Origin of the sequence: Agromyces sp. H66 (assembly GCF_004959775.1) — a bacterium.
Classification (GTDB): Bacteria; Actinomycetota; Actinomycetes; order Actinomycetales; family Microbacteriaceae; genus Agromyces.
Genome location: NZ_SJZG01000007.1, coordinates 113,778 through 136,187, shown reverse-complemented (window position 1 = coordinate 136,187; position 22,410 = coordinate 113,778). Strand labels below are relative to the sequence as shown.

The window sequence follows — 22,410 nt, the reverse complement described above, 5'->3', positions numbered from 1 at the left end:
TCGAGCCGCTCATGAGTTGTCCATTAGCCGTTCAGCCTGTTCTCTACATTGCTGGTGTCCACCTCGCCGCGGATGCGGAGTGCGCGTCCGAAGGCGCGTCGCCGCACGGCGAGCCGGTAGCACTCGAGCGTCGGATGAAGCCACGCACCCCTGCCCGGAAGCACAGCCGAATCATCGGCGACGACCTGGGAGTTCCGGAGAACGACCCTCAGAAGTGAGGATCGCGGGGCACGAGAACGGCATCCGATGCACGTTCTGACGGGTTCCATCCTACACCTCCGGGCGGTACGCCCGCCGACGCCCCCGAGCGGCCTCAGTTCGACTCGACGATCGAGTCGGGCTGGATGTCGATCTTCGCCCCGGTCAGCTTGGCCGCGAGCCGGGCGTTCTGCCCCTCCTTGCCGATCGCCAGCGACAGCTGGTAGTCGGGCACGAGTGCACGCACGGCCCGCGTCGAATCGTCGATGACGAACGCCTTGGTGACCTTCGCGGGGCTCAGCGCGCTCGCCACGAACGTCGCCAGGTCGTCGTTCCAGTCAACGATGTCGATCTTCTCGTTGCCGAGCTCCGCGGTGACGGCGCGCACGCGCTGGCCGAGCTCGCCGATGCAGGCGCCCTTGGCGTTGACGCCGGGCTGGTTCGCGCGCACCGCGATCTTGGTGCGGTGGCCCGCCTCACGGGCGAGCGACACGATCTCGACCACGCCCGAGGCGATCTCGGGAACCTCGAGCGCGAACAGCTTGCGCACGAGCGCGGGGTGCGTGCGCGAGACCGTGATCGACGGGCCCTTCGCCCCCTTCGCGACGCTGGTGACGTAGACGCGGATGCGCTGGCCGTGCGGATACTCCTCGCCGGGCACCTGCTCCTCCGGCGGCAGGATCGCCTCGACGGTGCCGAGGTCGATGTGCACCATTCGCGGGTTCGGCCCCTGCTGGATGATCCCGGCGACGATGTCGCCCTCGCGCCCGCGGAACTCGCCGAGCACGGCGTCGTCGGCCAGGTCGCGCAGTCGCTGGTTGATCACCTGCTTGGCGGCGAACGCGGCGATGCGCCCGAAGTCGCTCGGACTGTCCTCGGCTTCGCCGATGACGTTGCCCTCCTCGTCGAGCTCGGGCACGAAGATCGAGACGTGACCCGTCTTGCGGTCGAGGTGGGCGCGTGCGCCGTTGGGATTCGTGTGCCCGTGCTGCGCGGGGTTGGTGTGCTTCAGGTAGGCCATCAGGATCGCCTGCTCGATGATCTGCACCAGTTCGTCGAACGGGATCTCCTTCTCGCGCTCCATCATGCGGAGCACGCTGAGGTCGATATCCATCGCCGGCCTCCTCTATTCAGCTCTCAGCCGCTTCCCCTCGGAGCGGACACTCTACGGTACCGGATGTCGCGGGCCCTCGACATCCGCGGATGCAATTCCATGTTCATGGGTATTGACATGAAATCACCATTCGGTGTTAATGGCTATTGACATGAAAATGGCGACACGCACCTACACCATGCGAGCCCGGGCGGAGCAGGCCGAGCAGACGCGGCTCCGGATCCTCGATTCGGTCGTCGCGCTCGCGGCCGAGCGCCCCCTCGCCGCCTGCACGCTGCCCGCCATCGCGGAGCGCGCCGGGGTCGCGGTGCAGACGGTGCTCCGCGCGTTCGGGTCGCGCGACGGCGTCTTCGCCGCGGCCATCGAGCGCACCGGCGACGACGTGATCGCCGAGCGGCTCGCCGACCCCGACGACATCCCCGCGTCGTTGCGCGCCCTCGTCGAGCACTACGACCACCGGGGTGATCTCATGCTGCTGCTGCTGGGCCAGGAACGGTGGGAACCCGTCGCCGCGACCGCGGTCGCCCGGGGCAAGAAGGCACACCGCGACTGGGTGAGCGCCGTGTTCGCCCGCGCGCTCGCTCCACTCGATTCCGGCGCCGCCGAGCACGCGACCGACCTGTTGGTGGCGGCGACCGATGTCTTCACGTGGAAGCTCTGGCGGCGCGACCTCGGCCGGAGTCACGACGAGACCCTCGACCGCATGCGCGAGCTCGTGGCATCCCTCATCGACCGCATCGAGCAGAAATCCCCGCCAACCCCCCGGGCCTGAAGGGAAGCACCATGTCCACCATCGCCATCGTCACCGTGGCCGGCGGCGGCAACGTGCCGCCGACGCTGCGCATCGCCGACGAACTCGTGCGGCGCGGGCACCACGTCGAGGTGCTCGGCCAGCGTCGCCAGGCCGATCGGATCGCAGCTGCCGGCCACGCGTTCCGCCCGCTCGAGTCCCTCGACTTCTGGGACCGGTCCGTCCGGCAGAGCGTCCCCGCCGCCGTCCGGGACGCCGCGCGGCTCGCCGCCGACCGAGGGGTGGAGCGGGAGGTGCGCAGCGCCGTCGCGGACGCCGACGCCGCACTCGTCGACTGCCTGATGCCGTCCTCGGCGCGCGGGGCCCTGGCAGCGGGCGTGCCCGTGGCACTCCTGTTCCACACCTTCCTGGAGTACTGGGAACGAGGGTTCCGCCGGGGGCCCGTGGGCCTGGCCGCCCGGATCCGCGGCACCGATGCGCTCTCCGTCTGGCGCGACGCGGATGCGCGACTCGTCGCCTCGGATCCGGAGTCGGACCCCGCAGCGGCTCGGCGAAGCGGGCTCGCGCGCGCGGCCGAATGGGTGGGACCACTCGAGACGGGCGAGCCCACGGCTGCCGACCCCTCGGCACCGCCGCTCATCGTCGTCAGCCTGTCGACGACCTGGTTCCCCGGCCAGACCGACGTCTACCAGCGAATCGCCGACGCGCTCGCCGCACTTCCCGTCCGGGGCGTGCTCACCCTCGGCGGGCTGCGGCTCGACCGCGAGTTGCGCGTACCCGGAAACGTGACCGTGCTGGAGCGCGCGGATCATGACGACCTCCTCCGGCGGGCGTCGCTCGTGATCGGGCACGGTGGCCACTCGACCACATTCCGGGCACTCGCGCACGACGTGCCGCTCGTGCTGGTACCCATGCACCCGTTGCTCGACCAGCCGATGATCGCGAGGTCGGTGGAGGCCGCCGGAGCCGGGCGCATGCTCCCCCGCACGTCGTCGTCGGCGCGGTTCGCGGCGGCCGTCGCCGACGTGCTCGCCGACGAGCGCGCCCGCACCGCCGCAGCGCGCCTCGGTGGGCGCATCCGGTCGACGGATGCCGCCGGCTCGGCCGCCGACGCCCTCGAACGGGTCGCCCGCGACCGCTCGCGGGGCTCGGCCCGTCTCGCCTGACCGGCGGCGCTCGCATCGCGGCATCCGGCGCGATACGAGCGGCGCTCCCCGACGAGGTCGCCGCGCACTGGCATGCTGTGCCCATGGATGCCGTGAACGACCTCGTGCTCACCGGCGGCGACGCCCTCTGGACCTGGATCGTGCTGCCCATCGTGGTGCTGCTCGGCCTGTACTTCACCGTGCGATCGGGCGTGGTGCAGTTCCGCCTCATCCCCGAGATGCTGCGCACCCTCACCGACAAGACACCGCGCGACGAATCGGGCGAGCCGCAGTCGGTCTCGGCGTTCCAGGCGTTCACGATCTCGGCGGCGTCGCGCGTCGGCGTCGGCAACATCGCCGGCGTCGGCACCGCCATCGCGATCGGCGGCCCCGGCGCGATCTTCTGGATGTGGCTCATGGCGTTCATCGGCGGTGCGTCGGCCTTCGTCGAGTCCACGCTCGGCCAGCTGTTCAAGGTGAAGGACAAGGACGGCTTCCGGGGCGGCCCCGCCTACTACATGGAGCGCGGGCTCAGGGCGCGCTGGATGGGCATCCTGTTCGCCGTCATCCTCATCGTCTGCTTCCCGTTCGCGTTCTCGTCGCTGCAGGCCAACACCATCAGCGCGAGCTTCACCTCGACGATCGCCCCCGACGGCGCCGCGGACTGGGTCGCCTGGGCCGTCGGCGCGGCCCTCGCCGTGCTCACCGGGCTCGTCGTCTTCGGCGGCGTCCGCCGCATCGCGCACGTCACGCAGGCGGTCGTACCCCTCATGGCGCTCATCTACCTGCTCGTGGGCCTCGTCATCGTCGCGATGAACCTCACCCGCGTGCCCGAGGTGTTCGCGTCGATCTTCACGCAGGCGTTCGGGTTCAACGAGCTGCTCGGGGCGACGCTCGGCACGATCGTGCTCACCGGCGTCAAGCGCGGCATGTTCTCGAACGAGGCGGGTCTCGGGTCGGCACCGAACGCCGGCGCGAGCGCCGCGGTCACCCACCCCGTGAAGCAGGGCCTCGTGCAGACCCTCGGCGTCTACTTCGACACGTTCCTCGTCTGCACGATCACCGCGTTCATCATCCTCATGTCGAACCCCGATCTCGAGAACGCCACGCGCGGGATCGGCCTCACCCAGGAGGCCATCGTCTCGAACCTCGGCGCGTGGGCGAGCGTGCTCCTCACGATCGTGGTGTTCCTGCTCGCGTTCAGCTCCATCCTCGGCAACTACTACTACGGCGAGTCGAACATCGAGTTCATCACGACCCGTCGCTCGGTGCTCACGGTCTACCGCGTGCTCGTCGTCGTCGCCATCTTCGGCGGATCCATCGCATCGGCCGACCTCATCTGGAATACCGCCGACAGCGTGATGGGGCTCATGGCCCTCGTGAACCTCGTGGCCATCGGGCTGCTCTCGGGCATCGCCTTCCGGCTGCTCCGCGACTACACGCACCAGCGACGGCAGGGGCGCGACCCCGTCTTCACGCGCGACCGACTCCCGGATGTCCCGGGCATCGAGTGCTGGGTCGACGAGCGCTCGGTCACCGGCCCCATCGACGTGCCCACGGCGGTGCACCAGGCCGAGAAGCACCGCGACCACCTGCACCACGAGTGAGCGCGCGCAGCTCCCCGACCCTTCGCCGAGCACGATCTCGGGCGCGTTCGCAAGGGGGCGCGTCGCCGAGACCGCCGTGGCTACGCTGACCGCATGAACACGGACACCGGCAAAGCCGTCGCCCGCTCGGCCCGGAGCTCGCGCACCTTCCGCGCCATGGCCCGAGTGGGCTATGTGGTGCTCGGCATCGTGCACGTTGTCATCGGCGCCATCGCCATCTCGGTCGCGGTCGACGCCGGCGGCGGCGAGGCCGACCAGGGTGGTGCGATGGAGCAGGTCTCGCGCGTGCCCTTCGGCATGGTCGTGCTGTGGGTCATCGCGCTCGGGCTCTTCGCGCTCGGCGTGTGGCAGATCGGCGAAGCGGTCGTCGAACGCGACCCCGACACGAAGAAGAAGTGGGGACGGCGCATCAAGTACCTCGGCACGGCGATCGCCTACATCGCGATCGGCGCCACCGCGCTCACCTACGCACTCGGCGGGCGGTCCGACTCATCCCAGTCCAGCGAGACCATGACCGCGCAGCTGCTCGCCGCACCCGGCGGCATCGTGCTGGTCGTGCTCATCGGGCTCGTGACGCTCGGCGTCGGAGTCGCGTTCGTCGTGCGCGGCGTCAGGCGATCGTTCGAGAAGCAGCTGTCGCTGCCGGCCGGCAAGGTCGGCGACGGCGTGCGCACCCTCGGCATCGTCGGCTATGTCGCGAAGGGCATCGCCATCGGGGTCGTCGGCGTGCTGTTCCTCGTGGCCGCGCTGACCCACGATCCCGAGAAGGCCGGCGGGCTCGACGCGGCGCTGAAGAGCCTCGCCGACCTGCCGTTCGGGCAGGTGATCCTGTGGCTGGTGGGCGCCGGACTCGTGGTCTACGGCGTGTACTGCTTCGCCCGCGCCAAGTACGCCCGGCTCTGACCGGCGTCAGACCGAGGCGTTCGCCACGGGGGCGTCCGGGTCGCCCGAGCCGCCCGGCGCCTCGCGGCGCAGCTCATCCACGACCTCGCCGATCGGCACCGTGACGCGGTCGCCCGACGCGCGGTCCCAGACCTCGACGAGGCCGTCGGCGACGCCGCGCCCGGCGATCACGATCTTCGGCACGCCGATGAGCTCGGCGTCGCCGAACTTCACGCCGGGCGAGACCTTCGGACGGTCGTCGTAGAGCACCTCGTACCCCGCGCGCTCGAGGTCGGCGGCGACCTCCTCGGCCGCCTCGAAGACCCGCTCGTCCTTGCCGGTGGCGAGCACGTGCACGTCGAACGGCGCGACCGACGCGGGCCACACGATGCCCTTGTCGTCGTGGTGGCCCTCGGCGATGATCGCCATGATGCGCGTGACACCGATCCCGTACGAGCCCATCGTGACCGTGACGAGCTTGCCGTTCTCGTCGAGCACCTTCAGGCCCAGCGCGTCGGCGTACTTGCGTCCGAGCTGGAACACGTGGCCGATCTCCACGCCGCGGGCCAGCTCGACCGGTCCGGAGCCGTCGGGGGCCGGGTCGCCGGCGCGCACGTCGGCCGCCTCGACCACGCCGTCGGCGGTGAAGTCGCGCCCCGCGACGAGCCCGAACACGTGCTTCTCGTCGAGGTTGGCCCCGGTGATCCACTCGGTGCCGTCGACGACGCGAGGGTCGACGAAGAAGCGGATGCCGGTCGACGACTCCGCACCGAGCACGGGACCGTCGGGCGACCACGGGCCGATGTACCCCTTCACGAGTCCGGGATGCTTCGCGAAGTCGGCTTCGGTCGCCGCCTCGACCTCAGCCGGGGCGAAGGCCACCTCGGCGCGCTTCAGCTCGATGTCGCGGTCGCCGGGCAGGCCGACGACCACGACCTCGCGCGTGCCGTCGAGGTGGGTGAGCGCGAGCACGACGTTCTTCAGCGTGTCGGCCGCCGTCCAGGGCCGCCCGTCGGGGCGCGGGTACTCGGCGTTGGCGAGGTCGACCAGCGTCGTGATGGTCGGCGTGTTCGGGGAGTCGAGCACGACCGGCGCGGGAAGCCCGTCGTACGGGATCGGCTCGGGCGCGATCGTGCGGAACGCCTCGACGTTCGCGGCGTATCCGCCCGCCGACCGCACGAACGTGTCCTCTCCGACGGGGCTCGGGTGCAGGAACTCCTCGCTCTTCGAGCCGCCCATCGCCCCGGCATCCGCCTCGACGATGACGTAGTCGAGGCCGAGCCTGGCGAAGATGCGTTCGTACGCGTCGCGCTGCTTCCGGTAGCTCTCGTCGAGGCCCGCGTCGTCGACGTCGAACGAGTACGCGTCCTTCATCGTGAACTCGCGGCCGCGCAGAAGCCCGGCGCGCGGACGCGCCTCGTCGCGGTACTTGTCCTGGATCTGGTAGATGGTGAGCGGCAGGTCCTTGTACGAGGAGTAGAGGTCCTTCACGAGCAGCGTGAAGACCTCCTCGTGCGTCGGGGCGAGCAGGTAGTCGGCGCCCTTGCGGTCCTGCAGGCGGAACACGCCCTCTCCGTACTCGGTCCAACGGTTGGTGACCTCGTACGGGTCTCGGGGCAGGAGCGCCGGGAAGTGCACCTCGTGCGCGCCGGCGGCGGTCATCTCCTCGCGGATGATCTGCTCGATCTTCGCCTTGACCCGCAGGCCGATCGGCAGCCACGCGAACACGCCCGGCGCCTGGCGGCGGATGTAGCCGGCGCGCACCAGCAGTCGGTGGCTCGCGACCTCGGCGTCGGCGGGGTCTTCGCGGAGCGTGCGGAGGAAGTAGTTGGAGAGGCGAGTGGGCACCCGACGATTCTAGTTGCGCGGTCCGCCTAGGCTTGGCGCATGCCCCAACGCCGGTCCCGCATCGCGGTCTCCGCGGCCCAGGGCGAGCTCGCGGAGGCGCTCGCCGAGCTCCGGGTCGAGCTCGAGCTGCCCGGGTCGTTTCCCGCTGACGTGCTGGCCGAGGCCGCGGCCGCGGCATCCGCCATCCCCGAACCCGAGGTCGACCGCCGGGACCTGCCGATGCTGACGATCGACCCGCCCGGTTCGATGGATCTCGACCAGGCGCTGCACCTCGAGCGTCGGCCGGGCGGCTACCTCGTGCACTACGCGATCGCGGATGTCGCGGGCTTCGTGCACCCCGGAGGTGCCGTCGATCTCGAGGCCCGCGGGCGGGGGCAGACGCTGTACGCCGCCGACGGCCGGGTGCCGTTGCACCCGCCCATCCTGAGCGAGGACCGCGTGTCGCTCCTGCCGGGCGTCGACCGGAGCGCCTACCTCTGGTCGTTCGTGCTGGATGACTCGGGTGCGGTCGAGGCCACCCGGCTGGAGCGGGCGCTCGTGCGCTCCCGCGAACAGCTCGACTACGTCGAGGCGCAGGAACGCATCGACGCGGAGACCGGCGACCCGCTCGACCTGCTCCGTGAGATCGGACTCGCCCGTATCGAGCAGGAACGCGCACGCGGGGGTGCCAGCCTGAACGTGCCCGATGAGGAGATCGTCCGCACCGACCACGGTCACTACGAACTCAGGCGGCGCCGGTTGCTTCCCGTCGAATCCTGGAACGCGCAGCTCTCACTGATGACGGGGATGGCCGCCGCCGAGCTCATGCTCGAGGCCCGGGTCGGCGTGCTGCGCACCATGCCGAAGCCGACCGAGGAGCGGATCGCCGCGTTCCGCACGCAGACGGAGACCCTCGGCCGCCCGTGGGCCGAGGGCGTCGCCTATGGCGAGTACCTCCGCACCCTCGATCGCGACGACCCCGCTTCCCTCGCGATCATGCAGGCGGCGACCGGCCTGTTCCGCGGCGCAGGCTACGTCGCCATGGACGGCGACGTGCCCGCCGACCCGATCCAGTCCGCGCTCGCGGCGCCGTATGCGCACGTCACCGCACCCCTCCGCCGCCTCGTCGACCGCTGGGGCCTCGTCGTGTGCGAGGCGCTGAGCACCGGTCGTCCCGTGCCGGGCTGGGCCCAGGATTCGCTGCACGAGCTCCCGTCGCTGATGGGCGCATCGTCGCAACGGGCGAGTCGGCTCGAAGCGGCATCCGTCGACCGGGTCGAGGCCGCGGTGTTGTCCGACCGGGTCGGCGAGCGGTTCACCGCGACGGTGCTCGAACTCCGAGGCGACGACGACGCGCTGATCCAGCTCGCGGAACCCGCGGTCACGGCGAAGTGCCGGGCGGTGCACGAGATCAGCGCCGGCGAGCGCATCGCGGTCGTGCTCGAGCACGCCGACATCCGCTCGGGGTCGGTCGGATTCAGGACCGCACTCGACTGACCGACGGCTCGTACGCCCTCCGCAGCCGGAATCAACTGTCAAGCCCCGTGCGCGTGCCGACGTGGGATGCGACGGTGGGATCGAACGAAGGAGCTTCATCATGAGCAACCCCGACCCCATCGTCTCGCCCGACGACGGCACCGAGGAGGGAGCGGCGACCGATCCCGACCGCCCCCGCGAGGACGGCCTGCCAAGGGATCCCGACGCCACCGAGCACCTCGACGTCGACATCACCGACGCCGGCGAGTAGCGTCACCCCGTCACCCCGACGGCTCCTGGATCACGCGCTCGGAGTTGCCGGAAGGCGTTCGAGCACGTCGGCGGCACGCTCGGCCCCCGACGACCGACGCAATCGCTCGCCCAACCGCCGCACACGCGCCGTCGTGGCGGGGCTCTCGAGCACGCCCGCGATCGCGGCGCGCAGTTCGGCGGGCGTGACGTCCTTGTCGGCCTGCCCACCCACCCCCGCGCGCGCGACCGCGGCGGCGACGAGATGATGGTCGGCATGGCGCGTCATCGGCACGACGAGCACTGGCACGCCTGCCGCCAGCGCACGCATCGTGGTGCCGTGGCCGCCGTGCCCGATGAGCAGCCGGGCCGAACGCAGCAGCGACCCGTGGTCGCCGAAACCGCGCACCTCAATGCCCGGCGGGGCCGGCAGCGCGGCGGGATCGATGGCCGGACCTGCCGTGACGACGGCGCGCACGCCGAGATCGGCGAGCGCCCTGATGACCCTCGCGATCGCATCGAGTTGCCCGGGATAGGCGATCGTGCTGAAGCTCACGAGTACGTGACCGTCGCGATCCGTCGTCTGCGGGGGAACGGCGTCGGGGATGACCGGACCGACTTGGACGATGCGGTCGCGCGGGATGCGCCCGGCGCCCACCTGGTCGAACTCGGGGTCGGTCGCGAGCACCAGCGTCTGCGGCATCCGGTCGCGCGCGAACGGCGACGTGCCCGTCGCGCGGAGCCACAGTCCCATCGGCGAGCGCGGCGACCACTGCCCTTCCCAGTACCCGAGCAGAGTGTGCAGGAACATCGCCGCCGGGATGCCGCTGCGTCGCGTCGCGTCGAGTGCACCCGGCACCATGCAGTCGACGAGCAGGGCATCGGGACGCTCGCGTGCGATCGCCGCTTCGAGGTCGCGCCCGATCCCCCGATCCGATGCGAGCGGCAACCAGGCGAGCATGCTCCGCACGCCCGGATCGGCGACGCGCGGATTCCACGGCCGAGCCCGTTCGAACGCCTCGAGCCGCCCGGCGAGACCCGCTCGCTCGAGCTCGGGAACGAGGCCCGCGTGACCGAGGATGCGGACCCGGTGGCCGCGCGACTCGAGCTCCTCGGCGATGAGGAGCGTCGGCGACACGTTCCCCCCGGCGAGCGGCAGTACGGAGAGGAAGTGCGCCACCTCGGTCGCGCCTACGGCGTCAGCACCTGCGGCGTGCCGGTCGGGGCATCCGCGCCCATCTCGTCGGCGATGCGGTTCGCCTCGGCGATGAGCGTCTCGACGATCTCCGACTCGGGCACGGTCTTGATGACCTCGCCCTTCACGAAGATCTGGCCCTTGCCGTTGCCGGATGCCACGCCGAGGTCGGCCTCGCGTGCCTCGCCCGGTCCGTTGACGACGCAACCCATGACGGCGACCCGCAGCGGCACGCTCATGCCCTCGAGACCGGCGGTGACGTCGTTCGCAAGCTTGTAGACGTCGACCTGCGCGCGCCCGCACGAGGGGCACGACACGATCTCGAGCTTGCGCTCGCGGAGGTTCAGCGACTGCAGGATCTGCAGGCCGACCTTGACCTCTTCGACGGGCGGGGCCGACAGCGACACGCGGATGGTGTCGCCGATGCCCTCGGCGAGGAGGATGCCGAAGGCGGTGGCGCTCTTGATGGTGCCCTGGAAGGCCGGGCCGGCCTCGGTCACGCCGAGGTGCAGCGGCCAGTCGCCCCGCTCGGCGAGCAGGCGGTAGGCCTTCACCATGACGATCGGGTCGTTGTGCTTCACCGAGATCTTGAAGTCGTGGAAGTCGTGCTCCTCGAAGAGGCTCGCCTCCCACACGGCGCTCTCGACGAGCGCCTCGGGCGTGGCCTTGCCGTACTTCTCGAGTAGGCGCGGGTCGAGCGAGCCCGCGTTCACGCCGATGCGGATCGACACCCCCGCCTCTTTCGCACGCCGGGCGATCTCGCCGACCTGGTCGTCGAACTTGCGGATATTGCCCGGGTTCACGCGGACGGCGGCGCACCCGGCGTCGATCGCGGCGTACACGTAGTTCGGCTGGAAGTGGATGTCGGCGATGACCGGGATCTGGCTCTTCTTCGCGATGATCGGCAGCGCCTCGGCATCGTCGCGGCTCGGTACGGCCACGCGCACGATGTCGCAGCCCGACGCGGTGAGCTCGGCGATCTGCTGGAGGGTCGCGTTGATGTTCGGCGTGGGCGTCGTGGTCATCGACTGCACGCTGATCTGGGCGTCACCGCCGACGAGCACCTTGCCCACCTTGATCTGGCGCGACTTGCGTCGCTGGGCCAAGACCTCAGGGACTTTGGGCATTCCGAGATTCACTGCAGGCACGGTTCGAGTCTACGACCGGCGAGGTGAACGCTTCCTCAATCGAACGGATGCCTCACGCGCAGCCGTCGTAGATAGGCATCGGTGCGCGGACCTTCGTGACGGTGACGGGAGCATCCCAGTTACCCCAGTCGACGAAATCGACACCGATTCGCGCGGTGTGGACGCTCCCGTCGGCCCACGTCTCGTCCCGCTCGATGTAGTCGAGGTACGGACCCGAGCATCCGCTCGGATTCACCTGCAGTCCGGGCATCGCCTCGAGTTCCGTCCACGGCGTGCCTGCGTCGACCCCGTGGACGGTCGTCAGGGCGATCCCCGACCGTGCAGGTTCAGTGAACACGACGGAGTAACTTGGCCGATTCAGCGTTCGAGGTTCGGCCGCGAAGTCCGCCCAACGATCGACGAACCGGTTCTCCCACAGTTCGAAGCCGTCCCAGCGATGCGCCGTCGTCGGCGGGAAATGGTTGTTGCCGGGGTGCTCCTCGTCCACCGGAGGGGCTCCGAACACCGTGCTCAGCGTCTCGATCGCTGGCCCCGCCGGTGCCAGGTAGTCGAGGGACGCGACGACGGTACCCGCACCGTCGCGAAGCTCGAGCGACTCGGGTCGCGCCACGAGCGCCGCCACCGTCGTCAGCGGGTCCACGGGCTCCGCGGTCGGTGTCGGGGAGGCCTCCGGGGCGGACGCAGCGACATCGGGGGTCGACGTCGGCGCCGCGGAGCCGCCGAGACATCCCGACAGCGAGAACACGAGCGCGACGGCGCCGGCGACGGCGCCAACTCGGACGGATCGGGACATCGGACTCCTCAGTGGGTGACGGGGGCTGGACGCCCTGCAACGATCGTGCCAGCGGCGCGGCGCCCATGGGCACCACGCCGCATCACGGTTCCGTATCGGAGCCGTTCGCGAGCGTCAGGCCGCCGCGCGGTCGGCCCCCTCGATGAGCGCCAGCAGCGCCGCCCGGAACTCGTCGGGGTGCTCGAGGTGCGGCGAGTGTCCGCAGTCGGCGAGCTCGAGCTCGGTGAACGAGCCGCCTCGCTCGGCGTAGCGCTCGAGCACGGCACGGGTCTGCGCGATCATGGGCTGCGGCGGTGCGACCTCGGCGCCGGGCCATCCGGGGATGATCCCGAGGGCTCCGAGCTGGTTGAGGTCGAAGAACGAGGCGTCGCCGACGATCGCGTCCTGCATGCCGTGCACCCAGAGCACCGGCGGCTTCGGGTCGACGTCGACGATGCCCGTCGTGTCGAACACCGTCGGCGCCATGGTGTTCAAGATGCCGCGGCCGCCCGGCGCGAACCCGGGCCAGTTCTCCGACGGCGTGGAGTCGCCCGGGTAGTTGTCGAGGCCGGTCTTCGTCGTCAGCATCGACTCGATCCAGATGTCCTCGTGCTCCGGCGAGTTGCCCGCCGCGACGTACGTGGCCCGGTACACCGCGCGCGGCGAGCCCTCCTCGTCGCTGCGGTCGCCGGCGGCGAGGCGAGCCACGAAGTCGGGATTCGCTCCGCCACCGCCGGTGCCCGCGGCATCCGGGGTGAGCAGCGAACCGTCGAGCGCGGTCCCGCCGAAGCCGTACGGCGAGACGGGCGCCTGCAACGTGAGCGAGGCGACGAGCTCGGGCCGATCGAGGAGCAGCTGCATCGCGACGCCGCCGCCCATGCTCCAGCCGACCAGGTGCACGGCGCCGAGGCCGAGCGTGTCGATGACGGATGCCACGTCGTCGGAGAAGTCCCGGACGCCGCGCGTCGCGTCGACCGGCAGCGTCTCGCTGTCGCCGAACCCGCGGAGGTCGACGGCGAGGGCACGCACGTCGGCGGGCAGGGACCGCATCATCGGCTGCCAGAACAGCGACGACGAGACGTTGCCGTGCACGAAGAGGACCGTGCGCGCGACGGCGGACCGGGCATCCGACGGACGCTCGAGGACGTTCGCGGCGAGACGCGGGGTCTGCACCCGGCGTGCGGTGATGCCGGGAAGGATGGTGTCGACCATGGTGGTTCCGTTCAGTCCGTGATGAGTGGGGGTTCGGTGGCGGCGACGACCTCGTCGACCGTGACGCCGGGGGCGAGCTCGACGAGCCGGAGGCCCTCGGGCGTGACGTCGATGACCGCGAGGTCGGTGATGATGCGATCGACGACTCCCCTGCCGGTGAGCGGTAGGGAGCACTCGTTCACGATCTTCGGCGATCCGTCCTTCGCGACGTGCTCCATGAGCACGATGCGGCGCTTGGCGCCGTGCACGAGGTCCATGGCACCGCCGGGGCCCTTCACCATCTTGCCCGGGATCATCCAGTTCGCGAGGTCGCCAGTGGCCGACACCTGCATGGCGCCGAGGATGGCCGCGTCGATCTTGCCGCCGCGGATCATGCCGAAGCTCGTCGCCGAGTCGAAGTACGCGGCGCCGGGAAGCACCGTGACCGTCTCCTTGCCGGCATTGATGAGGTCGGGATCGACCTCGTCCTCCGTGGGGTACGGCCCGACGCCGAGGATGCCGTTCTCGGACTGGAGCAGGATGGTCGTGCCCTCGGGCACGTAGTTCGGCACGAGGGTGGGCAGGCCGATGCCGAGGTTCACGTAGGAGCCGTCGGGCAGCTCCTTCGCCGCCCGCGCGGCCATCTCGAGACGTGTGAGTGCCATGATCAGGCTCCTTCCGGCATCTCGCGGGATGCCGCTTTCTCGGGCGAGACGGTGCGGCGCTCGATGCGCTTCTCGATGTCGGTGCCGACCACGACGACCCGGTCGACGTAGATGCCGGGCAGGTGCACGGCATCGGGATCGAGATCGCCCGGCTCCACGACCTCCTCGACCTGCGCGATGCACACGCGCCCGGCCATCGCCGCAAGGGGCGAGAAATTGCGCGCCGACTTCTCGAAGACGAGGTTGCCGAAGCGATCGCCGCGCAACGCGTGCACGAGCGAGAAGTCCGTGGTGATCGCCTCCTCGAGCACGAACTCGTGCGGCTCGCCCGCGACGTCGAACGTCTGCACGGGCTTGGCCGGGCTCGCCACCGCGATCGAGCCGTCGGCGTTGTACCGGCGCGGCAGTCCGCCCTCGGCGACCTGGGTTCCGACGCCCGTCTGCGTGAAGAACGCGGCGATCCCGCTGCCGCCGGCCCGGAGCTTCTCGGCGAGCGTGCCCTGCGGGGTGAGCTCCAGCTCGAGCTCGCCCGAGAGGTACTGCCGCTCGAACTCCTTGTTCTCGCCCACGTACGACGAGGTCATCTTCGAGATGCGCCGCTGCGCGAGCAGCACCCCGAGGCCCCAGTCGTCGACCCCGCAGTTGTTCGAGACGACCTTGAGGTCGTCGACTCCGGCCTCGAGCAGCGCCTGGATGAGCACCATCGGGATGCCGCACAGGCCGAACCCGCCGACGGCGAGGCTCGCCCCCGCGGGGATGTCGGAGACCGCCTCCCGGGCGGACCCGACGACTTTGTCGAGTGTCACGATGCACCTTCCTTCATCTCCGCGGCCTCGAGCCGGGTCCGGACCACCGGGATCACGTTCCCCGCACCCTCGGCCGTCATGACGATCGTGTAGTGGTTGACGTCGGGCACCTCGTGCACGACCAGCTGCGGCATCCGCTCGGCCCACTCGGCGACGACCTCCTCAGGGTAGAGCGGTGCGGCGTCGAGCAGGCCCCGTGGCGCGCGGAAGAAGTCGACCGGGCCGGGCAGCCCGGCGAGCGCGTCGGCGTAGCCCGCCGACCCGTCGAGCTGCAGGGCGTTCTCGGCCACGGCCTCGGCGCTCGCCGAACTGCGCAGCGCGGGCTCGGTGCCGTCGATGTCGTATTCGACGTAGGCCTCGATGGCGTCGTTCCAGTACGGTCCGAGCGCGGGATGCCGCCGCCAGAAGTCGAGGTAGGCCGCACGATCGGGAAAGGTCATCGAGAGGCGCTCGAGGGCCGGGCCGAGCAGCACCGCCGGCAGGTCCTCCGGCGAGACGCCCACGGGGTTCGGCACGGGCAGGCCGCCGTCGATGAGCACGATGCCGGCAACCCGATCCGGGTGCCGCTCGGCGAACCGCGCCGTCACGAACGCGCCCATCGAGTGCCCGACCACGAACGTCCGGTCGACCTCGAGGGCATCGAGCGCCGCGGCGAGGTCGTCGGCGTGGCGCTCGAGCCCGTAGGGACCGGGCAGCGTGTTGCTGCGTCCGCGGCCCCGGAGGTCGGCGGCGATCACGCGGCGGTCGGCCAGCGCGTCGGCCACCAGGTCCCACGATCGGTGGGTGGCGGAGATGCCGTGCACGGCGAGGATCGGCAGGCCCGGGGCATCCGCTCGCCAGTGACCGCCGGCCAGGGTGCCGCCGTCGACCGGCGCGGAGAAGGTCGAGTAGCTCACCGGGCGCTCCATCCGCCGTCCATGGTGTAGCTCGCGCCCGTCACCATGCCGGCGTCGGGGCTCGCGAGCCACATGGCGAGACTCGCGACCTCGGCCGGCTCGACGAGCCGCTTGATCGAGGATTCGGTGAGCATGATCTTCGGCAGCACCTCCGACTCGGGGATGCCGTGCACGCGCGCCTGGTCGGCGATCTGCTTCTCGACGAGCGGGGTGCGCACGTACCCGGGGTTGATGCAGTTGCTCGTCACCCCGTGCGGGCCGCCCTCGAGCGCCGTGACCTTCGAGAGTCCCTCGAGACCGTGCTTGGCCGCGACGTAGGCCGACTTGAACGGCGACGCGCGGATGCCGTGCACGCTCGAGATGTTGATGACCCGACCGAAGCCGCGCGCGTACATCCCGGGCAGCGCGGCGCGGATCAGGAGGAACGGCGATTCCAGCATGATCCGGAGGATGAGCGAGAACCGCTCGGGCTCGAACTCCTCGATCGGACGCACGTGCTGGATGCCGGCGTTGTTCACGAGGATGTCGGCCTCGAGCTCGAGATCGGCGAGCGCCGCGGTGTCGCCGAGGTCGACCTGCCACGCCTCGCCGCCGAGCTCGCCCGCGACCTTCTCGGCCGCCTCGCCGTTCAGGTCGGCGATGACCACGTGCGCGCCGGCCGCCGCGAAGGCTCGGGCGCAGGCCTCGCCGATGCCGCTCGCGCCGCCGGTGACGATCGCGCGTCGTCCACTGAGATCGGTCACGATTCCTCCTTCTCCCCCGCGTCGGAGCGCGGGCCCTGCGCGAGATCGGGTCGCCCGAGGGCTCCGCCGATGAAGCGCATCATCTCGTCGAGCACGTGCTCGGGAACGCGGCCGGTGCCGCTGGCCGTCGGGTCGGCGTCGTCGCCCGGTGCCGAATCGGGGTCGCCCCAGAGCACCCAGCGCATGCCGATCATCTCGCCCACGCCCATGAGCGCCCACGCGGCGACGGTCGGGTCGATGTCCCAGATCTCGCCGTCGGCCGCGGCCTCGCGGAGTCCGTCGATGTATCCCTCGACGATGCGCGTGTAGTGCAGCCGCAGCGCCTCGGGCGAGACGATCTCGGCCTCGCGCACCACCCGGTAGAGCGCCGGGTGCTCGGCCGTGAACCGGAAGAACGCCGCGAATCCGGCGCGTTCCGCCTCGAGTCGGCTCGTGGCCCCGCGGGCGCCCTCGCTCATCGCCTGGCGCACCCGGTGGTTGAGGTCCTCGACGAGCTCGTTGAAGATGTCGAGCTTCGAGTCGAAGTACAGGTAGAAGGTGCCCTGGCCGACGCCGGCGCGGTCGGTGATGCGGGAGACGGATGCCTCGTGGTAGCCGTGGTCGGCGAACACGCGCTCGGCGGCGGCGAGGAGCTTCGCCCGGGTCTCGACGCCGCGGGCGGTGCGGGGTGCCGCGCTCATCGCGCCTCCTCCTCGACCCGCGGGGCGGCGGCCGCAGCTCGGTCCGCGAGCACCCGGCGAAGCACCTTGCCCGCGGTCGAGCGCGGCAACTCGTCGACGAAGTGCACCTCGCGCGGCACCTTGAAGCGGGCGAGCGAGGCACGTGCGAACTCCGTGAGCTCGGCGGCATCCGTCATCCGACCGCGCCGCACGACGATCCAGGCGGCGCCCGCCTCGCCCCAGCGCTCGTCGGGGACGCCGACGACCGCGACGTCGGCGACGGCGGGGTGGCCCATGAGCACCGCCTCGACCTCGGCGGGAGCGACGCCCTCGCCGCCCGAGATGTAGATGTCCTTGATGCGGTCGACGATCGTGAAGTAGCCGTCGGCGTCGCGCCGCACGAGGTCGCCCGTGCGGAGCCAGCCGCCGACGAGGGCCGCCTCGGTGGCCACCGCGTCGCGGAAGTACCCGGCGAACACCGACGGGCCGTGCACGAGGAGCTCGCCCTCGGCCTCGCCGTCGAGGTGCTCGCTCGTCGCGGGGTCGGCGACGGCGACGTCGACGTGCGGATAGGGCTTGCCCGCAGAGCCGACCTTCGTGCGCGCATCCTCGTCGGGCAGGCAGAGCACGTTGGGCGACGCCTCGGTGAGCCCGTAGCCCTGGGTCAGGGCGACGCCGCGCGCGTGCCAGGTTCGCAGCAGCGCGGGCGGCATCGGGGCTCCGCCGACGATGGCGTGCGCGAGGCTCGAGAGGTCGGTGTCGTCGAAGTCGGGATGCTGCGCCAGGAACAGGTAGTTGGCGGGCACGCCCATCATGGTCGTGATGCGCCGCTCCTGGATGAGGTGCAGCACGCGGCCGGGGTCGAAGGTGCGCTCGAGCACCACGGTCGCGCCCGTCCACCACGCCAGGAGCGGCGTGATGTTCCAGCCGCCGACGTGGTACTGCGGCATGACGGCGAGCACGGTGTCGCCGGCGCCGACCTCGGCGATACGAGAGAACGAGAGGTTCGTCCAGAAGCAGTTCGCGTGCGTGAGCACGGCGCCCTTGGGCGTCGCCGTGGTGCCCGACGTGAAGATCATGAAGAGCGCGTCGTCGTCGTGGACGTCGCGGCGCACGGCCGGCGCGTCGCCCGCGCCGCGTGCGCCGGGCGGAGGCACCTCGCCCTCGACGCCGTGCATGCCGAGCGGCGCGGTCGGGATGCGTCGCGCCAGGCGCGCGAGCGTCGCCTTCGCGAGCGACTCGAACTCGGCCTCGACGAGGAGGAGCGCGGGCTCGGCGATCTCGAGCTGCGCCGCGAGCTCGCGCGGCGCGAGACGCCACGACAACGGCACGAGCACGAGGCCGGCCTTGGCGCACGCGAAGAACAGCACGACGTGGTCGGCGCTGTTGCCGGTGATGGTCGCGATGCGGTCGCCGACGGCGTATCCGGCCGCCCGGAGGCCCGCGGCGAGTCGCTCGGCTCGCGCGTCGAGCTCGCGGTAGGTGACGACGACGCCCCGGTCGTCGATCGCGATGCGGTCGGGGGTCGCCCGGGCGCGATCGCGCGTCCAGCGCCCGAGCGTGTGCAGGCCGTCAGGCATCCGTTGCCTCCTCCGCCTCGACCGGATGCTGCTTCCGGCCTGAGCGGATGCGCTGCGGGATCCCCGCGATCCCCCCGGGCAGGAACAGCACCACGAGGATGAACAGCGTTCCCAAGATGAACAGCGGCTCGCTCAGCGGGACCCGGAGCACCGCGGGCAGCCCGGCGATGAAGTCCGAGCCCGCGAGCGCCGTGAGCCGCTGATCGAGCAGTGTGTAGACGATACCGCCGACGATCGCACCCCAGCGATACCCCACCCCTCCGAGCACCACGATGACGAGCAGGGTGAGGGTGAAGTCCGCGGTCGCGATGCGCGGCGAGGCGCCCGATTGGAGCAGCAGGTAGCCCATGCCCGCGATCGCCGCGAGCACGGACGCGACCACGAAGATGAGCAGCTTCACCGAGTACGGGCGGATGCCGATGACGCGCACCCGCAGCTCGTTCTCGCGCGCGGCCTCGGCGACGTGGCCGGCGCGACTGCGCTCGACCCACAGCACCACGAGGTAGACGAAGACGAGCACGGCGAGCGCCATCCAGTAGAGGTTGCGCGTGTTCACGACGCCGACGAGTCCCTCGGGGACGTTCGCGATGTCGAGGGAGAGCCCCTCGTCGCCGCCGGTGGCGGAGTCGGGGTTGCGGCGGATCAGCACCGATCCCGCCTGGGCGAATGCCAGCGTGACCATCGCGAACGAGATGCCGGTGACGCGCAGCGCGAGCGCGCCGACCGTCGCGGCGAGCACGAGGCCGAACACGAGCGTGATGCCGATCGACGCGGCGAAGACGAGCCCGCTCGGCCACTCGGCGGGAGCGAACGCGTCGAGCGACATGCCGAGGCCGTAGGCGCCGGCCGCGAAGAACAGCGCGTGACCGAACGAGAGCAGGCCCGCGAGGCCGAACATCATGCGGTAGCTGAGCGCGAGCGCGGCGATGAGCATGGCGTACGCGAGCAGCTGCAACGTGCCGGGCGTGTAGGTCGGCCCGGGCAGCACGCCGGGGATCTCGATCGCGAGCAGCGGCAGCACCGCGAGCCCGACGACGAGCGCGACGCCGCCGAGCACGATGGGGAGCGGGCGACGGCGAGCGGATGCCGCGGGCGGCGGTGCCGACGGACGAGCGGGTGCCGGGGCATCCGTGAGTTGCGGGTTCATGCGACCTTCCCCAGGAGTCCGCGCGGGCGGACGAGCAGGACCACGGCCAGCGCGACGACGACCACGAAGTCGCCGGTGCCGGCGAGGTAGAAGTTGGCGAACTGCTGCAGCACCGCCACCAGCACCGACGCGATGGCCGCACCGGTGAGCGACCCGAGTCCGCCGATGACGGTGACGATGAACGCGAAGATGAGCAGCACCGAGCCGAGGTGCGCCGAGACGTACCCGTAGTAGACCGACGCGAGCACGCCGCCGAGTCCGGCCGCGGCGCCGCCGATGGCGAACACGATCGTGAACGAGCGGCGCACGTCGATGCCGAGGGCGGTGACCATCGACCGATTCTCGACGCCGGCCCGGATGATGAGGCCGTACCTGGTGCGCCGCAGGAACAGCACGATGCCGCCGAGCACGATGAGCGCGCACGCGATGAGCAGGAACCGGTCGTTGGGGATCTTCGCACCGAGGATCTCGGTCGTCTGCGCGAGCCAGTCGGGCTTGCGCGTGTAGATCGGGTCGGTGCCCCAGATGCCCTCGAACAGCGCGACGCTCGCCAGTGCGAGGCCGACGGTCACGAGCGCCTGCTCGATGTGCCGCTCGTACAGCCGCCGGATGAGGAGGTACTCGGTCGCCGCCGCCACGATGGCGCCGACGGCGAGGCCGACCATGGCCGACAGCGCGAGCCCCCACCAGGTGCCGTCGGAGACCCGCCGCCCGACCTCCCAGCCGAGGAAGGCCGCGATGGTGAGGAACGAGCCGTGCGCGAAGTTCAGCACGCCCATGAGGCCGTAGATGAGCGACAGTCCGCTCGCGACGAGGAAGTAGAGGGCCCCGAGCCCCAGGCCGGTGATCAGGAGGAGGACGACGGTGCTCATCGGGCGCTCCCCGCCGTGCTGTCATGCGGATCGGCGGCGTCGTGCACGCCGAGGAAGCGCTGGATGCGGTCCTCGTCGTCGAGGAGGTCGGATGCCGTGCCGGTGAACACGACCCGGCCGCCCGAGAGCACGACGACGCGCTCGGCGAGCTTGCGGATGACGTGCAGGTTCTGCTCGACCAGGAGGATGGGCACCGTGCGGGCCGCTTCGGCGAGGGCGTCGGCGACCTCGTCGACGATGCGCGGGGCGAGTCCCTTGGTGGGCTCGTCGACGAGCAGGAGCCGGTTCTCGTTGACGAGGGCCCGGGCGAGGGAGACCATCTGCTGCTGCCCTCCTGAGAGCGTGCCGGCGCGCTGCGCCCGGCGATCGTGGATGTCGGGGAAGAGCCGCTGGATGAACTCGCGGCGGGGTGCGGCGTCGCGTTCGGCGAGCCGCAGGTTCTCGGCCACCGTGAGCGACCCGAACACCTCGCGGTCCTCCGGCACGTAGCCGACGCCCTGCTGCACGATGCGGTGCGTGGGCATGCGGTCGATGCGCGTATCGCCCAGGTGCACCTCGCCCGTACGGTCGATGAGGCCGAGGATCGACTTGATGGTCGACGTCTTGCCGACGCCGTTGCGGCCGAGGAGGGCCGTGACACCGGTCGCGGGGACCTCGAACGAGACGTCCTCGACGACCTGTTGTCCGCCGATGCGGCCGTGGAGGCCGGCGACGCGGAGGATCGGCTCGCTCACACCGCCTCCCCGAGGTAGGCGGACTGCACGGTGGGGTTCGCCATGACGGCCTCCGGCGTGTCGACGGCGAGGAGCTCGCCGTGGTGCATGACCGCGACGCGGTCGACGAGTCCGAGCACGACCTCCATGTGGTGCTCGACCATGAGCACGGTGCGGCCGCCTCGGTGCAGGCCGCGGATGACCTCGGTGAGCGCCGGGACGTCGGCCGAGCCGACGCCGGCCATGGGCTCGTCGAGGAGGATCACCTTGGGGTCCATCGCGATGAGCATGGCGATCTCGAGCTTGCGCTTCTCGCCGTGCGAGAGACCGGATGCCACGGCCTCGGCGCGGTGCTCGAGGCCGACTTCGGCGAGGGTTTCGAGGGCGCGCGTGGTCGCGGCATCCGTACGTCGCGGCGTGCGGAAGACGCTCGTCGCGCCGCCGGCGTGCGCCTGGGCGACCAGCCGCACGTTCTCGACGACGGTGAGGGCCGGGAAGAGGCTGGAGGTCTGGAACGTGCGCCCGAGGCCGGCGGCGGCCCGGCGGTGGATCGCGACGTGGGTCACGTCCTGCCCGTCGAGCAGCACGCGGCCCTCGGTCGGGCGGATGACGCCGGAGACGACGTTGAAGAGCGTCGTCTTGCCGGCGCCGTTCGGCCCGATCACGCCGAGCATCTCGCCCGCCGGCACGTCGAGCGATACGTCGCCCAGGATGCGCGCGCCGCCGATGCGGAGGCCGACGTGCTCGAGACGGAGCATCGGGTGGTCGGTCATG

Annotated in this window: 23 protein-coding genes; 6 read left to right on the top strand and 17 right to left on the bottom strand. The window is 71.1% G+C overall.

Features of this window, described 5'->3' with window-relative positions; translation table 11 throughout:
- Positions 1–23: 23 nt before the first annotated feature.
- Together EZM51_RS13310 and nusA are read right to left on the bottom strand one after the other, a co-directional pair.
- Entirely contained in the window at positions 24–269 is a 246-nt protein-coding gene (locus tag EZM51_RS13310) for a YlxR family protein (protein ID WP_136708748.1), read from the bottom strand.
- Between the two features lie 44 nt (positions 270–313).
- Entirely contained in the window at positions 314–1,312 is a 999-nt protein-coding gene (gene nusA / locus EZM51_RS13305; protein WP_136708747.1) for a transcription termination factor NusA, read from the bottom strand.
- A 157-nt stretch (positions 1,313–1,469) separates the two neighbouring features.
- On the opposite strand from nusA, the gene EZM51_RS13300 reads away from it, so the two are divergent.
- The 4 genes from EZM51_RS13300 (at position 1,470) to EZM51_RS13285 (ending at position 5,718) form a co-directional block, all read left to right on the top strand.
- The gene (locus EZM51_RS13300; RefSeq protein ID WP_169053905.1) at positions 1,470–2,084 is read left to right on the top strand and encodes a TetR/AcrR family transcriptional regulator; all 615 of its coding nucleotides are present in this window, start codon (positions 1,470–1,472) and stop codon (positions 2,082–2,084) included.
- An 11-nt stretch (positions 2,085–2,095) separates the two neighbouring features.
- Complete coding sequence (locus tag EZM51_RS13295; protein WP_136708745.1) at positions 2,096–3,229, top strand: nucleotide disphospho-sugar-binding domain-containing protein; 1,134 nt, start codon at positions 2,096–2,098, stop codon at positions 3,227–3,229.
- Between the two features lie 83 nt (positions 3,230–3,312).
- On the top strand, positions 3,313–4,815 hold the full coding sequence (locus tag EZM51_RS13290) for an alanine/glycine:cation symporter family protein (RefSeq protein ID WP_136708744.1): 1,503 nt from the start codon (positions 3,313–3,315) through the stop codon (positions 4,813–4,815).
- A 93-nt stretch (positions 4,816–4,908) separates the two neighbouring features.
- Positions 4,909–5,718, top strand: a complete 810-nt coding sequence (locus EZM51_RS13285; RefSeq protein ID WP_136708743.1) for a DUF1206 domain-containing protein — start codon at positions 4,909–4,911, stop codon at positions 5,716–5,718.
- A 6-nt stretch (positions 5,719–5,724) separates the two neighbouring features.
- Here the strand turns inward: EZM51_RS13285 and EZM51_RS13280 are convergent, their stop codons facing one another.
- Positions 5,725–7,545 carry a proline--tRNA ligase gene (locus EZM51_RS13280; RefSeq protein WP_136708742.1) on the bottom strand — a complete coding sequence of 607 codons (1,821 nt, stop codon included), beginning with the start codon at positions 7,543–7,545 and terminating at the stop codon, positions 5,725–5,727.
- Positions 7,546–7,584: 39 nt separating this feature from the next.
- On the opposite strand from EZM51_RS13280, the gene EZM51_RS13275 reads away from it, so the two are divergent.
- A complete protein-coding gene (locus EZM51_RS13275; protein WP_136708741.1) occupies positions 7,585–9,021 on the top strand; it encodes an RNB domain-containing ribonuclease in 1,437 nt (478 codons plus the stop codon).
- 100 nt (positions 9,022–9,121) lie between these two features.
- Entirely contained in the window at positions 9,122–9,271 is a 150-nt protein-coding gene (locus EZM51_RS20595; protein WP_169053904.1) for a hypothetical protein, read from the top strand.
- A 30-nt stretch (positions 9,272–9,301) separates the two neighbouring features.
- Here the strand turns inward: EZM51_RS20595 and EZM51_RS13270 are convergent, their stop codons facing one another.
- The 14 genes from EZM51_RS13270 to EZM51_RS13205 form a co-directional block, all read right to left on the bottom strand.
- On the bottom strand, positions 9,302–10,429 hold the full coding sequence (locus EZM51_RS13270) for a nucleotide disphospho-sugar-binding domain-containing protein (RefSeq protein WP_136708740.1): 1,128 nt from the start codon (positions 10,427–10,429) through the stop codon (positions 9,302–9,304).
- A gap of 11 nt (positions 10,430–10,440) precedes the next feature.
- Positions 10,441–11,571, bottom strand: coding sequence for a flavodoxin-dependent (E)-4-hydroxy-3-methylbut-2-enyl-diphosphate synthase (gene ispG / locus EZM51_RS13265; protein ID WP_136708739.1), 1,131 nt, complete (start codon positions 11,569–11,571; stop codon positions 10,441–10,443).
- Positions 11,572–11,644: 73 nt separating this feature from the next.
- The gene (locus EZM51_RS13260) at positions 11,645–12,385 is read right to left on the bottom strand and encodes a hypothetical protein (RefSeq protein ID WP_136708738.1); all 741 of its coding nucleotides are present in this window, start codon (positions 12,383–12,385) and stop codon (positions 11,645–11,647) included.
- A 114-nt stretch (positions 12,386–12,499) separates the two neighbouring features.
- A complete protein-coding gene (locus tag EZM51_RS13255) occupies positions 12,500–13,576 on the bottom strand; it encodes an alpha/beta hydrolase (RefSeq protein ID WP_136708737.1) in 1,077 nt (358 codons plus the stop codon).
- A gap of 11 nt (positions 13,577–13,587) precedes the next feature.
- Positions 13,588–14,220, bottom strand: a complete 633-nt coding sequence (locus tag EZM51_RS13250) for a CoA transferase subunit B (protein WP_211195905.1) — start codon at positions 14,218–14,220, stop codon at positions 13,588–13,590.
- Positions 14,221–14,222: 2 nt separating this feature from the next.
- A complete protein-coding gene (locus tag EZM51_RS13245) occupies positions 14,223–15,026 on the bottom strand; it encodes a CoA transferase subunit A (RefSeq protein ID WP_136708736.1) in 804 nt (267 codons plus the stop codon).
- Entirely contained in the window at positions 15,023–15,922 is a 900-nt protein-coding gene (locus EZM51_RS13240; protein WP_248305647.1) for an alpha/beta hydrolase, read from the bottom strand. Before EZM51_RS13240 ends, EZM51_RS13245 begins: the two co-directional genes overlap by 4 nt.
- On the bottom strand, positions 15,919–16,665 hold the full coding sequence (locus EZM51_RS13235; protein WP_136708734.1) for a 3-hydroxybutyrate dehydrogenase: 747 nt from the start codon (positions 16,663–16,665) through the stop codon (positions 15,919–15,921). The genes EZM51_RS13240 and EZM51_RS13235 overlap by 4 nt, the downstream gene beginning before the upstream one ends.
- On the bottom strand, positions 16,662–17,345 hold the full coding sequence (locus EZM51_RS13230; protein ID WP_136708733.1) for a TetR/AcrR family transcriptional regulator: 684 nt from the start codon (positions 17,343–17,345) through the stop codon (positions 16,662–16,664). Before EZM51_RS13230 ends, EZM51_RS13235 begins: the two co-directional genes overlap by 4 nt.
- The gene (locus tag EZM51_RS13225; protein ID WP_136708732.1) at positions 17,342–18,904 is read right to left on the bottom strand and encodes an AMP-binding protein; all 1,563 of its coding nucleotides are present in this window, start codon (positions 18,902–18,904) and stop codon (positions 17,342–17,344) included. Before EZM51_RS13225 ends, EZM51_RS13230 begins: the two co-directional genes overlap by 4 nt.
- On the bottom strand, positions 18,897–20,051 hold the full coding sequence (locus tag EZM51_RS13220) for a branched-chain amino acid ABC transporter permease (protein ID WP_136708731.1): 1,155 nt from the start codon (positions 20,049–20,051) through the stop codon (positions 18,897–18,899). Before EZM51_RS13220 ends, EZM51_RS13225 begins: the two co-directional genes overlap by 8 nt.
- Positions 20,048–20,923, bottom strand: coding sequence for a branched-chain amino acid ABC transporter permease (locus tag EZM51_RS13215; protein WP_136708730.1), 876 nt, complete (start codon positions 20,921–20,923; stop codon positions 20,048–20,050). The genes EZM51_RS13220 and EZM51_RS13215 overlap by 4 nt, the downstream gene beginning before the upstream one ends.
- The gene (locus EZM51_RS13210; protein WP_136708729.1) at positions 20,920–21,657 is read right to left on the bottom strand and encodes an ABC transporter ATP-binding protein; all 738 of its coding nucleotides are present in this window, start codon (positions 21,655–21,657) and stop codon (positions 20,920–20,922) included. Before EZM51_RS13210 ends, EZM51_RS13215 begins: the two co-directional genes overlap by 4 nt.
- Positions 21,654–22,409, bottom strand: coding sequence for an ABC transporter ATP-binding protein (locus tag EZM51_RS13205; RefSeq protein WP_136708728.1), 756 nt, complete (start codon positions 22,407–22,409; stop codon positions 21,654–21,656). The genes EZM51_RS13210 and EZM51_RS13205 overlap by 4 nt, the downstream gene beginning before the upstream one ends.
- Position 22,410: the final 1 nt, after the last annotated feature.